A 13,257-nucleotide genomic window follows, 5' to 3' on the forward strand; every position below is an offset into this window, starting at 1 on the left:
GGTGATCCCCCCTTACTCCTCTTGTCTTGGCGCCTTGGGCAGCTCAAGGATGAGATTGTCAATCAGCCGGGCGCTCGCAAACCGGACGGCGATGGCGATAATGACGGTGCCCTCTAACACCGCCAACGGCGCCAAGTCCGGATATGAGCATACGTCCACATAGTCGATCTCCGCGTTCGTATGGGCTTCAATCTGTTCGCGGACGAGGCGACGAATGGCGGCCGCGCTCCGTTCCCCGCCCTCAACAGCCGCCGCTGCGGCCTGGAGCGCTTGATAGAGCGCCGGCGCCTCACGCCGTTCCTGCGGGGACAAATAGACGTTGCGCGAGCTTTTTGCCAGCCCGTCGGCCTCGCGCACCGTCGGCACCGGCACGAGCTCAATCGGAAAATTGAAATCGCGAATGAGGCCGTCAACAACCGCCACTTGCTGGGCGTCTTTCCTGCCAAAGTAGGCGCGGTCAGGCATGACGATGTTAAACAGCTTGATAAGCACCGTCGCCACCCCGTCGAAATGCCCGGGCCGCGACCGTCCGCACAATACATCGGTGCGCGCTTTCACGACGGCCTGCACCGTGAGCGGCCCCGGATACATTTCCCCCGCCTCTGGGTGAAAGAGCACGTCGGCTCCGTGCTGTTCAGCGATGCGCCGGTCGCGGGCGAAATCGCGCGGATAACGGGCAAAATCTTCATTTGGGCCGAACTGAAGCGGGTTGACGAAAATGCTGACAACGACTACGTCATTCTCTTCCCGCGCCCTGTCGATGAGGGCGGCATGTCCTTCGTGCAAATAGCCCATCGTCGGGACGAATCCGATCGTTTTTCCTTCGCGGCGGCATCGGCGCATGAGCGCCTGCATGTCAAGAATGCGGTCGATGATGATCATGATGATGTTCCTCCGTATAACGCTACCCATTCTTCTTCCTTCATCGTAAACGTATGCGCCGGCTCCGGGAATTGGCGCAGCTTAACCTCCGCGGCGTAGTGGGCCAACGCCGCGACGATCGTTTCTTGGATGGAGGCGTACGGTTTGACAAACTTTGGCACGCGGCTGACCCCATAGCCAAGCAAGTCATGGTAGACGAGCACTTGCCCGTCGACATCGGCCCCAGCGCCGATGCCGATGACAGGAATCGCCAGCTCGCGCGCAACCGCCGCGCCGAGCTGCTTCGGCACGCACTCCAAGACGAGGGCCATCGCTCCCGCCTGCTCGCACCGCTTGGCATCCTCGAGCAGTTTTTTGGCGCTTTCCGCGTCTTTGCCTTGCACTTTGTAGCCGCCAAGCACGCCCACGGACTGCGGCGTCAGCCCAAGATGGGCGACGACCGGCACCCCGGCTTTCGTCAAGGCGGCGATGACATCGACGACTTCATCCGCCCCCTCGACTTTGACGGCGTTCGCCCCCGACTCTTGCATGATGCGCCGAGCATTGTGCAGCGCCTCCGCTCTCGATGTGTGGTACGACATAAACGGCATGTCGGTGACGATAAACGTATTCGGCGCACCGCGGCGGACCGCTTTCGTGTGATGAATCATGTCATCGACCGTCACCGGGATCGTCGAGTCGTAGCCGAGCACGACCATGCCGAGTGAGTCGCCGACCAAAATCATGTCGACTCCCGCTTGCTCAGCGAGCTTCGCCGCTGGAAAGTCATAGGCGGTCACCATGACAATCGGCTCGCTCTCCTGTTTCATGCGCAAGAAATCGGCTTTCGTTTTCACGTTCGTTCCCTCCTCTTTTCGCTGCAGAGGAGATGAACCGCCCGAAAGAAAGCGTCCTTCTTTCCGCCTTGAGAAAGAAGGACGCTGCTCAACCGCCGTCGGCCCCGTTCATCCCTCTGTCCCAGTCCTTCCTGCAAGGATCAAGGCAGATCTTTTCGTTGCTTCTTTTTTCATTCACGTCGCCATATCCGGTGCAGTTCTTTTCGACAAAGATACTGCCCTTTTCCTCACTTTGCATTTTAACAAAATTGTCACAATTTTTCTAGTGGCAATTACAGTTGAATGTCGGCTGAATGAATGTAATGAATCGTGTTTTGCTCATCTTCCAAGATGAGCAGCCCATCATCGGTGATACCGCGGGCGATGCCGCGCATCACCCCGCCCAACGTCCGGGCCGTCACCGGCTTGCCGATCGAAACGGCGTATCCTTCCCAAAGAAGCTTGATCGGTCGGAACCCGTGCGTCAAGTATTGGCGGTACAAGCGTTCCAGCCGGAACAAAATGTCTTGGATGAGCCGCGCCCGTTTGATGGGCTTCCCCTTTTCGATGGCGAGCGAGGTGGCGATGGCGCGGATGTCCTCGGGAAATTGCTCGCTCGTCTGATTGACGTTGATGCCGATGCCGATGATCACCGAATGGACGCGATCCGGATCGGCCTGCAGCTCGGTTAAAATGCCGACGCATTTTTTGCCGCCAAGCAAAATGTCGTTTGGCCATTTAATGTCCGGGACGAGGCCGGTCACTTCTTGAATGGCCTGGCTGATGGCGACAGCCGCAAGCAAGGTCAGCTGCGGCGCCTGTTGCGGCGGGATGGGCGGGCGCAAAATCAGGCTCATCCAAATGCCCGTTCCTTTTGGCGAAAACCATTTCCGGTCGAGGCGCCCACGTCCGGCTTTTTGCTCCTCAGCAACGACGAGCGTCCCTTCCGGCGCTCCTTCGTGGGCCAGCTTGGCCGCCACCCGCTGGGTCGAATCCACATCCTCGAAGGAATAAATCACTTGGCCAAACGTCTCCGTTTTTAAGCCGAGTTGGATTTCGTTCGCCGTCACTTTGTCCGGAGTGCTAACGATCCGGTAGCCGAGGCGGCGCACCGCTTCGAGCTCAAATCCTTCCTTGCGCAGCTCCTCGATATGCTTCCACACCGCCGCGCGCGAGCAGCCGAGCCGTTCGCTAATTTTTTGTCCGGATAAAAACTCGCCGTTTGCCTCGGCAAACAGTTCTAACAGCCGTTTCCTTGTGTCCGATTGCGCTCCGTGAGCCATGCGTGAATCCGCTCCTTCTCGTTTTCAACTTCACCGTTGACGACCGCCCGCCATATGGCGTAAAGCGTCTCTTTCACCCACGGGCCGGCCGGCTTTCCGATCCACTGAATGACCTCTTTGCCGCTCACCGCGAGTTCCGCTTTCGTTTTGATGGGCAAAGCGGCAAAGCGGCGGCGCAGCTCATCATGCGATGAATCGGGCGGTGTGCCGGTGTAGGCGGCGCGCACTGTCTCAACGGAAAGCGCGCGCTTGAGGCCAGCCAAAAACAGCCGCTCATTCGTCCATTCGTCTGAATGGGGAACGGCCTCGAGCGCCGACAAGATCGCGCCGGTTTCGTCCATCACTTTGTTCGGCAGCTTCCATGCCCGCAAAAACGGCCGGCTTTCCGTGATGTCAAGCGCTCGGCACAACAGCGCCCACCGCTCTTCGCGCGCTGTGAGCCATCCCCAGCGGTACGCCGCCGCCCGGCGCACTCCCTCCTCTTTTCCAACGAGACCTGGCAAATACGCGCACAATCCGGTTTCCGCCAACAGCGACAACGCTTCGCCGGCAAACGGGCCGGCGAGCAGTTTTTCCATCTCCATGGTCATCCGCTCCACGGAAATATGGGCAAGAAGCGGGGCATTGTCTATGACCGCCCGCTTCGTTTCCGGCGCGAGGGAAAAACCGAGCTGGCTGACAAATCGAATCGCTCGCATCATGCGGAGCGCATCTTCGCGAAACCGCTCTTCGGCCTTTCCCACCGTGCGAATGAGCCGCCGCGCAATCGCCTCCCGTCCCGCAAACGGATCGATAACGGTCCCGTTTTCGTCCATGGCGATGGCGTTCATCGTAAAGTCGCGCCGCTTTAAATCTTCTTCCAGCGAACGGACGAACGTCACCGATTCGGGGCGGCGGTAATCTTCGTAATCCCCGTCCGTGCGAAATGTCGTCACTTCATACGCTGTTCCTTCATGGACGACGACGACCGTACCATGCTTGGAGCCGACGTCGATCGTTTTCGGAAATATGGCCATCACTTCTTCAGGACGGGCGCTCGTCGCAATGTCGACATCGCCGATCGCACGCCCGATCAAGAGGTCGCGCACGGCGCCGCCGACGAAATACGCTTCATAGCCATGTTGCTTCAGCTGTCGGATAATGCCAAGCGCCTGCCGGAACGGCGGTTTCATCGTCTCACCTTCCTTGCTGCCAGCGAAGCGTACAGCTGCTCATACTGCCCGACGATATCGGACGAACGGAATTTGCGCTCGACGGCCTGCACCGCCCGCTTCGCCATCTCGGCGTGCAGGCGGCGGTCGGTCAGCAGCGCCAGCGCCTTCCTCCCCGCCTCTTTTACATCGCCAAGCGGGCATAAAAATCCGCTTTGGCCGTCATCGATCACTTCCGGAATGCCGCCAATCGCCGTGCCGATGCACGGGACGCCGCACGCCATCGCCTCGAGCAGAACGAGGCCAAAGCTTTCTTTTTCCGACAGCAGCATCATCACATCGCTGATCGAATACAGCTCGTCCAGCTTGTCTTGTTTGCCTAAAAAACGGACTTCATTCTGTAAGCCCAGCTCTTTGACAAGCCGGCAGACGACGGTCATTTCCGGCCCATCGCCGACAAACAAAAGCTTGGCCGGCACGTGACGGCGAATGATGGCAAAGGCGCGCACCACATCGGGGACGCGCTTCACTTTGCGGAAATTGGAGACGTGAATCACGACGCGCTCCTGCTCGCCGATGCCGTATTCGCGCCGCAAATGGCCGGCTTCCCGGCGCTGGTAGACGCGCTCGTCGACAAAATTGTACACCGTTTGGATCGGTTTTTGCACATCGAGCAGTTCGTATGTTTGGCGGACGAGAGCGTTTGATACAGCCGTGACCACATCGGACTGCTCAATGCCAAACTTGATCATATCAGAAAGCGACGGGTCATAGCCGAGCACTGTGATGTCCGTGCCGTGCAATGTCGTCACAATCGGCAATTCGCCCACCATTTGCCGCGCCAGCACGGCACAGACCGCATGCGGCACGGCGTAATGGGCATGAAGCACATCGAGCCGTTCCCGCTTCGCCACCTCGGCGATTTTGCTGGCCAACGCCAAATCGTACGGCGGATATTGAAAAACCGAATATTGGTTGACACTCACTTCATGGTAATAAATATTCCCGTATACTTTGCTGAGCCGAAACGGCATGCTCGATGAAATAAAATGGATCTCATGCCCACGCTCTGCCAGCAGCTTGCCAAGCTCGGTGGCGACGACCCCCGAGCCTCCGACCGTCGGATAACAGACAATTCCGATTTTCAGCTTCATCGCGCTCCCTCGAATAAGTCGAAAAGATGAATCGGTGCTTTGGACAAAAACCCTTCGGCATATGCCGCGCCAATTTGCTGGCCAAACCAGCGCTCGCGGCTTTCGATCATCTCGATGTAGTGGTTGGTCAGCGGGGTGTCGACCGATCCGGGCCGCTTTTCAAACTGGCTTCCGTAGGCGCGCAAACAGGCCCGCTTGTCGTCGATCGCCTCGCTAATATCGATGAGAAAGTGCGGGCGGCAAAAGGCATTGATCATATAGTAGTACACGGCGCGGACGCGGTGCGCCTCTCCCAGCTCGCCTGCGCCATAGCGGCGGATGCCGGCGGAAAAGACCGCCTCCTCAACGAGGCGGGCGCATCGCCCATGATCGGGATGGCGATCCTCCCAATACGGAGCGAATACGAGCTGCGGCCGATAACGGCGAATGACGGCGACTAGGCGGCGAATCGCCTCCTCATCATCGACATCAAGACCGCGGTCGGGCAGCCCGAGGTTGAGCCGTTCCGCTACGCCAAGCCGGCGCGCCGCTTCAGCCGCTTCGTTCTGCCGCTCGTCAACCGTGCCGTTTGATGACAGCTCGGCCTTCGTTAAATCGCAAATCACCGCGCGGTATCCGCGCCGCACATATTTGGCGATCGTCCCGCCCATGCCGATTTCAACGTCATCGGGATGGGCGCCAAACGCCAATAGATCACATGTTTCCACCATTGCGGTCACCTTTCTGTTTCCGATTCCTCCCCACTTTTCGCCCGACCGCGGACGATGTTGCGCCATGCCAAATCGCCGCGCTCCAACGCGCGAATGAGCAGCTCGGCCGTCCCGATGTTCGTCGCCAGCGGCACGGCGTAGACATCGCAAAGCCGCATCAGCGCGCTAATATCCGGTTCGTGCGGCTGGGCGGTGAGCGGATCTCGGAAAAAAATAACAATATCCATTTCATTGCGGGCGATCATCGCCCCGATTTCTTGATCGCCACCGTACGGCCCGGATTGGAAACGGTGAACCGAAAGACCGGTCGCCTCTTGAATGCGCAAGCCGGTCGTGCCGGTGGCGTACAGTTCGTGGTTCGCCAAAATCGGTGCATAGGCGGTCACAAACGCGACCATCTCCGCCTTTTTTTGGTCGTGAGCAATCAACGCGATTTTCATCTTGTCCTCTCCCCCGTTGGCGCTGTCCGCGCTAGTCTAAAATCTGTTCGAGCCCGTAGACGAGCGTATGTAAATGCATGACCGTTTCCACCGCCAGTTTCACTCCCGACATGAACGAACGGCGGTCGAAGGAATCATGGCGGATCGTCAACGTCTGTCCGTCGCCGCCGAACATCACTTCCTGATGCGCCACAAGCCCTGGCAGACGGACGCTGTGAATCGGAATGCCGGCGTACGCGGCACCGCGCGCACCGGCGAGCGTTTCCTTTTCATCCGGATGGCCTTGTTTTTTCTCCGGGCGCACTTCGGCGATGAGCTGCGCGGTTTTCAGCGCTGTTCCCGATGGGGCGTCAAGCTTTTGGTCGTGATGCAGCTCGATAATTTCCACATCGGTGAAATATTTGGCCGCCATGCGGGCGAACTTCATCATCAGCACCGCGCCAACGGCGAAGTTCGGGGCGATGATGGCGCCGAGCTCTTTTTCCTCAGCCAATTCGGTCAGCCGCTCGATCTCGTCCGGCGTAAATCCGGTCGTGCCGACGACCGGGCGAACGCCGTGGCGCAGCGCCAGCTCAGCATGCCGTTTTCCGGCTTCCGGCGTGGTCAAATCGATCAAGACATCCGGCTTCACTTCGGCAAAACAGCGAGCCGCATCAGTGTAAATCGGGGCGTCGACACCGGCAAATCCATCGATCTCCGCTAAATTTTGTCCGTCGTAACGACGGTCGATGACCGCGGCCAGTTCAAAATGGTCCGTTCTTTGCACAAGCGCCACCGCTTCACGGCCCATGCGGCCGCGCGGCCCGGCGATGACGATGCGAATCATTTCGCTTCCTCCTTCCGCGTCCAACGGTCACGGTCGCGGGTGCGGAACTTGTCCATCACCCGGTCGTGCGCCGCTTGCAAATCAATGCCAAGCGAATTGGCGAAGCAAATGAGCACAAACAGCAAATCGCCCAGCTCTTCTTCGATTGTTTTTTCTTGTTCGGTCGCCTTTTTCGGTTTTTCCCCGTAGTAGTGGTTCACCTCTCGCGCCAGTTCGCCGAGCTCTTCGGTCAGCCGCGCGAGCATGGCGAGCGGACAAAAATAGCCTTCCTGAAATTGGCTGATGTACTCGTCCACTTCTTGTTGCATCTGTTTCATCGTTTTCTCTTGCATCGCTCTCACCTCGTCTGCTTTCATGTTAGCGAAAAGCGGCGCATTTGACAAATGTTTTCGCCCGCTGTCCATTCCGTCCGTTTGCGCTCATCATTGCCTAGATGGATGAGTTCCTCTATAATTAAGGGCGCCGACTATTTTTGCGGACGGAGGGACGTTATGATTTTTGGACTCAAGATCAAAAACTGCGTATTTATTTTGCTTGGCGCCGCCATTTTCGCCTTCGGGCTCGTCCATTTCAACATGCAAAACAATTTGGCGGAAGGCGGATTTACCGGCATTACGCTTCTCCTTTATTTTTCGTCCGGTTTGGATCCGGCCATCACCAACTTGGCGCTCAACATCCCGGTCTTTTTCATCGGCTGGAAACTGCTCGGCCGTCAGACGTTTCTCTATACGATCATCGGCACGGTCGCCGTTTCTGTATTTTTGTCCATCTTTCAACGCTACATGATTCATATGCCGCTTCGCCATGATTTGACGCTCGCCGCCTTGTTCGCCGGCGTGTTCATCGGCGTCGGCCTCGGCATCATTTTTCGCTACGGCGGCACCACCGGGGGAGTGGATATCATCGCCCGCTTAGTCTATAAGTACAAAGGCATCAGCATGGGCAAAACGATGTTCGCCTTTGACGCCACGGTCATCACGTTGTCCCTTCTTTACTTATCATACCGGGAAGCGATGTATACGCTGGTCGCCGTCTTCATCGCCGCCCGGGTCATCGATTTTATCCAAGAAGGCGGGTACGCCGCGAAAGGAGCGACGATCATCTCCGACAAAAGCGAAGAGATCGCCAACCGGATTTTGACGGAGATGGAGCGCGGCGTCACCGTGCTCAAAGGGCGCGGCTCGTACACGAAGCGCGACCGTGACGTTTTGTATTGCGTCGTCGCCAAAAACGAACTGCCGCGCTTGAAAAACGTCATTATGTCCGTCGACCCGCACGCGTTTGTCGCCGTCACCGACGTGCATGACGTGCTCGGCGAAGGGTTTACGCTCGACGAACAAAAACGGCCGCTCGAGCCATGAGCGAATCGGCCCTGTTCCCTTGATCAGCCATGCGGAAGGGGCCTTCCCCGGCCGGCAAACCGGGCTCGCCGCGCCGAGCGAAAGCGGCGAACCCGCTGCGCCCCTCATAAAAAAGGGCAAGGACACGTGCCGACAGCCGCACTGTTAAAAACCGCTCCCCCCGTCAAAAAAAAAAAAAAAACGGGGAGCATCCCCTTGAACCACCCGTTTATTCCTCGGGCTGCCGCGCCCGTTTTTCCTCTTTTTCCCCTTTGTATTTCCGCCAGCCGACGTACGTCAACGTCAACACGATCATTCCGCCGGTTGAAATCATGACCCAAATCAGCGACGGGTCGGCCTCGTCCTTTTTCACTCCGGCAAACAGCGCCTCAAAATCATGGCGCGCGGTCGAAAGCCGCTCGCGCCGCTTCGTTTCATCGGCTTGCCAAAACGCGGCGGCTTGCAGCGCTTCGAGATCGTCATCGACTTTTGTCGCCACTTCGGGCGGGACGTCAATTTTCACGCTCGGTTCGATCAACGTGTAGCGGTCAACCAGCTGGCGCACCGCAGCGGCATATGCCTCTTTTTCGCCGCGCTCCGCCGCTTTTTCCATCGCCGCCAACGCTTCCATCACCGCCGGCTCCATCTCCGACCAAAGCGGCTGGTAAGTTGAATGGATGGCATCAACGACAAGGCGAAATTGGGTGACCGCCGCCACCTTGTCTTCCGCTGGGATCGGTGCGCTCATCGCCCTGACCGCCTGTTCGTGCGTCACGGTCACCGCTCGCAGTTCATCTGCTGATCTCAATCGTTCCTTCGCCTCTAACGCGAAAAATCGCTCGGAGAAATAGCGGAGCACTTCTTGCGCTTCAGCGAAGCGCTCATTTTTGGCCAATTGCAGCGCCTCGTCGGAAATATCATCTAATTTTCCCCAATCGCTCCGTTGCCCCGCCGCATCGACGGACACCGACCATAAAAAAGCGAGCGACAACAGCAGGGCCAGCCCGATTCGTTTCATCATCGTCCCTCCTCCATTCACTACTACAATGTATGAAGGAGTGGACAAGAGTAGACCAGCCAAATGTCGTAAAGCGCCGCCCGTCTTTTCGCCGCAGCCCTCCGCGGCCGGCGGGACGGAGGGCCGCCCAACGCCGGCTCAACAAAGAAAGCGGGAAAACCGATCCTCCCCTTCTCCATTTGCGAAACAAGCGGGTGGAGCGACATGAACCTTAGCCGGAAAAGTTGATCGTTCTTGCCGAAAGAACGACCGGAGCATCACCTCCGCTAGGCGCCGCGATCGGACAGACAGAGCCGACGGCGCGGCTGACGGATGCCGAGCCAATACGCGCCGGCAAGGGAAGCGATGCTCAGCCAAAACGTGAAATAACCGATGACATCGGCGTAATTCGCCAACATCTGATAGCGCGGCATCATGCCGAAAACGTAGTCAATGATGTCATTATGCAGCGTCCAGACGGCAGCCAACGCCAAATGCGAGCAGCGGAACCGATAGAACGGAGCGTATACGATCCCTTCGACCGCCATCGCCCCGTGCGAGACAATGAGCAGCCAACCCGCCCAGTCAAGCGTGCCGGTGACCCGCCAGACGAGCACGTTCATGACGACCGCCCAAACGCCGTACTTGACGAGTGTCACCACGGCCAGCGCTTCGAACAGCGGCGCCCGCCGGCCGAGCAGCCAAGCGCCGAGGACGATGAGAAAAAAAAGGCTCGCCGTTGGGCTGTCAGGCACAAACGGTAAAAACAAAGGGGGCGTATCGGCCAGCTGATACCTATACCAATAATATCCATATGCTGTACCGGCAGCGTTGACGACAAACAGCAGCCAAACGACCGACCGGGAAGCGAGCAGCGCATAAAGCCATGCCATCATTCGCACCTCTCTTCGATTGGGCACGAGCACGAAAAAAGCTGACTAACGCGAGTCAGCTTTTCCGGACCGAACCTATTATTTCGCTTTTAAACCAGCGATGAATTCAGACAGCTTTTTCAGCTCTTCATCCGTCCCTTTAAATACGCCGGCTGGCATGTTCCCTCTTCCTTGCTTAGCAATTTTAGCAATTTCTTCCGGTTTTAAGCCGGTGCCGATAAGCGACGGACCAGCGCCGCCGGACAAGTTTTGCCCATGACATGACGTACACGTATTCGCTTGAGCGATTTTATAACCTTCCGCGTTCGTATCAATTTTGACTTCAGCACGAATTTTTCCTTGTTCAGCCGCTTTTTTCCAGTCGTGCGTGACGACCGATTCCCATGTCAAATAAATCATCGCTGCCAACGTCAAGAGCATCATGCCTGTCGCCACCGGACGCTTCCACGGACGGCGCTCCGGGCCGCGGTCCAAAAACGGTGCCAACAACAATGCAGTAAACGCCAATCCTGGCATAATAATGGCGCCAACAACCGTATACGGACCAGACGCATACGAATATTTGAGCAATTGGTACAAGAACAAGAAATACCAGTCAGGCAGCGGCACATACGTCGTATCCGTCGGGTCGGCGATCCGCTCAAGCGGCGACGGATGGGCGACCGTCAAGCATAAAAACCCGATCAGGAAGACCGAACCGACAAGCCACTCTTTCAGCAGGAAGTTCGGCCAAAACGCTTCCGTTTTCCCGGGATATTCCGAATAATCCTTTGGGATATTCGGTTTTTTCACCGCGGGAACGCGGGAATCGCCGACGAATTTCATTCCTTTTCCGCGATGCATTGCGTCGTTCCCTCCTTTTTTCTGTCACCTGCAAACGCTAGGCCGACCGGATCATAGCGGACCGGAAATGCCTTGTCTGCGGATCATTAAGAAGTGCGCTGCCATTAAGCCGAGCAATGCCGCCGGCAGGAAGAAGACATGAATGGCAAAGAAGCGCGTCAACGTTTGCGCGCCGACAATCTCCGGATCGCCGGCCAACAGCGTTTTGATCGCCGGACCGATAAGCGGAGTTGCTTCGGCAATTTTCAACCCTACTTTCGTCGCGAACAGCGCTTTCATATCCCACGGCAACAGGTAGCCGGTAAAGCCGAGCCCCATCATAACCATGAAAATCAATACGCCAACGATCCAGTTCATTTCGCGCGGCTTTTTATATGCCCCTTGGAAAAAGACGCGCAGCGTATGTAAAAACATCATGACGATGACCAAGCTCGCTCCCCAATGGTGCATGCCGCGCACGATTTGGCCGAACGCTACTTCGTTCTGCAAGTAATACACCGACTCCCACGCATTTTTAATATCCGGAACGTAGTACATCGTCAAAAACATGCCCGACAAAATTTGAATGACCGTAACAAAAAATGTCAGCCCGCCAAAACAATACACGAAGGCGGAAAAATGGTGGGCCGGGTTGACATGCTCCGGAACTTCGTGATCGGCAATATCCCGCCACAAAGGCGTAATATCCAAGCGCTCGTCCACCCAATCATACAGCTTGTTTAACACGCATTACGCCTCCCCTCTCGGTTTCGCCTTGCCCAAGTACAGCTTCCCGTCTTTCACTTTGTACTCGTAGCGGTCAAGCGGCGCCTGCGGCGGTGTCCCCGGAATGTTGGTGCCGTCCTTCGTATAGCGCCCGTAGTGGCACGGACAGAAAAACTGGTTCGGATGCTCTTTGTCCGTATTCCAGTCGACCGTACAGCCAAGGTGTTTGCAGATCGGCGACAAGGCGACGATGTTCCCTTTTCCATCCTTGTACACCCAAGCAGATCTTGGCTCTTCCGCTTCATACCAAGCGTCTTTCACCTTGACCTTGAAGTCGAAGCGCTTCGGCTCTGTCGTGATTTCCTTGACGTCAGCCACCGCGACCATACCCGTTCCCGCTTCGTCTTTCAAAAGCGGATCAAAAGCAAAGCGAAGCATCGGCATGAGCATTCCCGCGGCCATAAAGCCGCCGACGCCGGTCAACGTGTAGTTCAAAAACTGACGTCTCGTGACGCGATGTTTGTTGTCGCTCATCGTTTTCCCCCCTCTATGCAAGATCAAGTCCGCACCGGACGATTGTATGTATAACACATATGGAAAACTAGGACATTCTAATGATAGCGCAATCGTCCGGCAAGGTCAATATCGCAGCTGGCAAAACGTCCGACTGTCGTGTTTACTCTTGCGCCCAGCGGCCGACAAGAAAGCGGAGCAACCCGGCGGCCTGCTCTCTAATGAGCTCATGCTTGTACGATGCCTCCATGCTTTCGAGCGGAACGGACGGAACGAACCAAACGCGGTCGGCTTCGTCCCCCTCTTGCCACGAACGATCGCATGTCACGTAGACGGAATGCGCCATTCCTTCCCGCCCAAGCCGCCTTGTCCAATCGGAAAGCCGTTCGCGAAGCACGGAGCGCGGTTCATCGACAAAATATACAAACGGCGGCAACAAAAACACCCGCCCGCGGAGCTGCCGCTCAGCTTCAGCGGCGACAAGCCCGACCAGCTCCCCGCCGGCGGCGAGCCGTTTCGCCTCTTGGTCAAAGGCCAGCGGCAGGAGCGGAACGAGCGCCGTATCGACGTACCCGCGCTCCTTTTCATACACGTTGACGTCTTCACTGATCCATTTCATATGTGCTCCCCTCTGTCCGAAAAGTGAATTTCTTGTTATCAACATATCACATTTTTCGGCAAAAGAAAAACCTTGCCGATGGCAAG

Annotated in this window: 16 protein-coding genes; 1 reads left to right on the plus strand and 15 read right to left on the minus strand. The window is 57.1% G+C overall.

Annotated elements, in window-relative coordinates:
* Positions 1–12 precede the first annotated feature (12 nt).
* From panC to ACTVIM_RS10490, 9 genes are all read right to left on the minus strand, one after another.
* Positions 13–882 carry a pantoate--beta-alanine ligase gene (panC, locus tag ACTVIM_RS10450; protein WP_033019573.1) on the minus strand — a complete coding sequence of 290 codons (870 nt, stop codon included), beginning with the start codon at positions 880–882 and terminating at the stop codon, positions 13–15.
* Entirely contained in the window at positions 879–1,718 is an 840-nt protein-coding gene (gene panB / locus ACTVIM_RS10455; RefSeq protein ID WP_033019572.1) for a 3-methyl-2-oxobutanoate hydroxymethyltransferase, read from the minus strand. The genes panC and panB overlap by 4 nt, the downstream gene beginning before the upstream one ends.
* A gap of 272 nt (positions 1,719–1,990) precedes the next feature.
* On the minus strand, positions 1,991–2,980 hold the full coding sequence (locus tag ACTVIM_RS10460; RefSeq protein ID WP_033019571.1) for a bifunctional biotin--[acetyl-CoA-carboxylase] synthetase/biotin operon repressor: 990 nt from the start codon (positions 2,978–2,980) through the stop codon (positions 1,991–1,993).
* Positions 2,938–4,152: a CCA tRNA nucleotidyltransferase gene (locus ACTVIM_RS10465; RefSeq protein WP_033019569.1), complete on the minus strand. Its 1,215-nt coding sequence runs from the start codon at positions 4,150–4,152 to the stop codon at positions 2,938–2,940. The genes ACTVIM_RS10460 and ACTVIM_RS10465 overlap by 43 nt, the downstream gene beginning before the upstream one ends.
* Positions 4,149–5,285 carry an N-acetyl-alpha-D-glucosaminyl L-malate synthase BshA gene (gene bshA, locus ACTVIM_RS10470; RefSeq protein WP_033019566.1) on the minus strand — a complete coding sequence of 379 codons (1,137 nt, stop codon included), beginning with the start codon at positions 5,283–5,285 and terminating at the stop codon, positions 4,149–4,151. The genes ACTVIM_RS10465 and bshA overlap by 4 nt, the downstream gene beginning before the upstream one ends.
* Positions 5,282–5,995, minus strand: a complete 714-nt coding sequence (gene bshB1 / locus ACTVIM_RS10475; protein WP_033019563.1) for a bacillithiol biosynthesis deacetylase BshB1 — start codon at positions 5,993–5,995, stop codon at positions 5,282–5,284. The genes bshA and bshB1 overlap by 4 nt, the downstream gene beginning before the upstream one ends.
* A gap of 5 nt (positions 5,996–6,000) precedes the next feature.
* Positions 6,001–6,435, minus strand: a complete 435-nt coding sequence (gene mgsA / locus ACTVIM_RS10480) for a methylglyoxal synthase (RefSeq protein WP_033844062.1) — start codon at positions 6,433–6,435, stop codon at positions 6,001–6,003.
* Between the two features lie 31 nt (positions 6,436–6,466).
* Entirely contained in the window at positions 6,467–7,261 is a 795-nt protein-coding gene (gene dapB / locus ACTVIM_RS10485; protein WP_033844063.1) for a 4-hydroxy-tetrahydrodipicolinate reductase, read from the minus strand.
* Complete coding sequence (locus ACTVIM_RS10490) at positions 7,258–7,593, minus strand: nucleotide pyrophosphohydrolase (protein ID WP_033844945.1); 336 nt, start codon at positions 7,591–7,593, stop codon at positions 7,258–7,260. Before ACTVIM_RS10490 ends, dapB begins: the two co-directional genes overlap by 4 nt.
* A gap of 159 nt (positions 7,594–7,752) precedes the next feature.
* On the opposite strand from ACTVIM_RS10490, the gene ACTVIM_RS10495 reads away from it, so the two are divergent.
* The gene (locus ACTVIM_RS10495) at positions 7,753–8,622 is read left to right on the plus strand and encodes a YitT family protein (RefSeq protein ID WP_445612563.1); all 870 of its coding nucleotides are present in this window, start codon (positions 7,753–7,755) and stop codon (positions 8,620–8,622) included.
* Between the two features lie 208 nt (positions 8,623–8,830).
* Here the strand turns inward: ACTVIM_RS10495 and ypjB are convergent, their stop codons facing one another.
* The 6 genes from ypjB to ACTVIM_RS10525 all read right to left on the minus strand — a co-directional run bounded on the left by ypjB (position 8,831) and on the right by ACTVIM_RS10525 (position 13,171).
* Positions 8,831–9,619: a sporulation protein YpjB gene (ypjB, locus tag ACTVIM_RS10500; RefSeq protein WP_445612564.1), complete on the minus strand. Its 789-nt coding sequence runs from the start codon at positions 9,617–9,619 to the stop codon at positions 8,831–8,833.
* Between the two features lie 266 nt (positions 9,620–9,885).
* Entirely contained in the window at positions 9,886–10,491 is a 606-nt protein-coding gene (locus ACTVIM_RS10505; RefSeq protein ID WP_445614348.1) for a DUF1405 domain-containing protein, read from the minus strand.
* Between the two features lie 78 nt (positions 10,492–10,569).
* The gene (locus ACTVIM_RS10510; RefSeq protein WP_445612565.1) at positions 10,570–11,334 is read right to left on the minus strand and encodes a c-type cytochrome; all 765 of its coding nucleotides are present in this window, start codon (positions 11,332–11,334) and stop codon (positions 10,570–10,572) included.
* A gap of 51 nt (positions 11,335–11,385) precedes the next feature.
* Positions 11,386–12,060: a menaquinol-cytochrome c reductase cytochrome b subunit gene (qcrB, locus tag ACTVIM_RS10515; protein WP_033021820.1), complete on the minus strand. Its 675-nt coding sequence runs from the start codon at positions 12,058–12,060 to the stop codon at positions 11,386–11,388.
* 3 nt (positions 12,061–12,063) lie between these two features.
* Entirely contained in the window at positions 12,064–12,573 is a 510-nt protein-coding gene (locus tag ACTVIM_RS10520; protein ID WP_033021821.1) for a QcrA and Rieske domain-containing protein, read from the minus strand.
* Between the two features lie 142 nt (positions 12,574–12,715).
* Positions 12,716–13,171: a YpiF family protein gene (locus ACTVIM_RS10525; RefSeq protein WP_033844066.1), complete on the minus strand. Its 456-nt coding sequence runs from the start codon at positions 13,169–13,171 to the stop codon at positions 12,716–12,718.
* Positions 13,172–13,257 lie beyond the last annotated feature (86 nt).

The sequence above is a fragment of the Geobacillus sp. YF-1 genome (genome assembly GCF_052692335.1).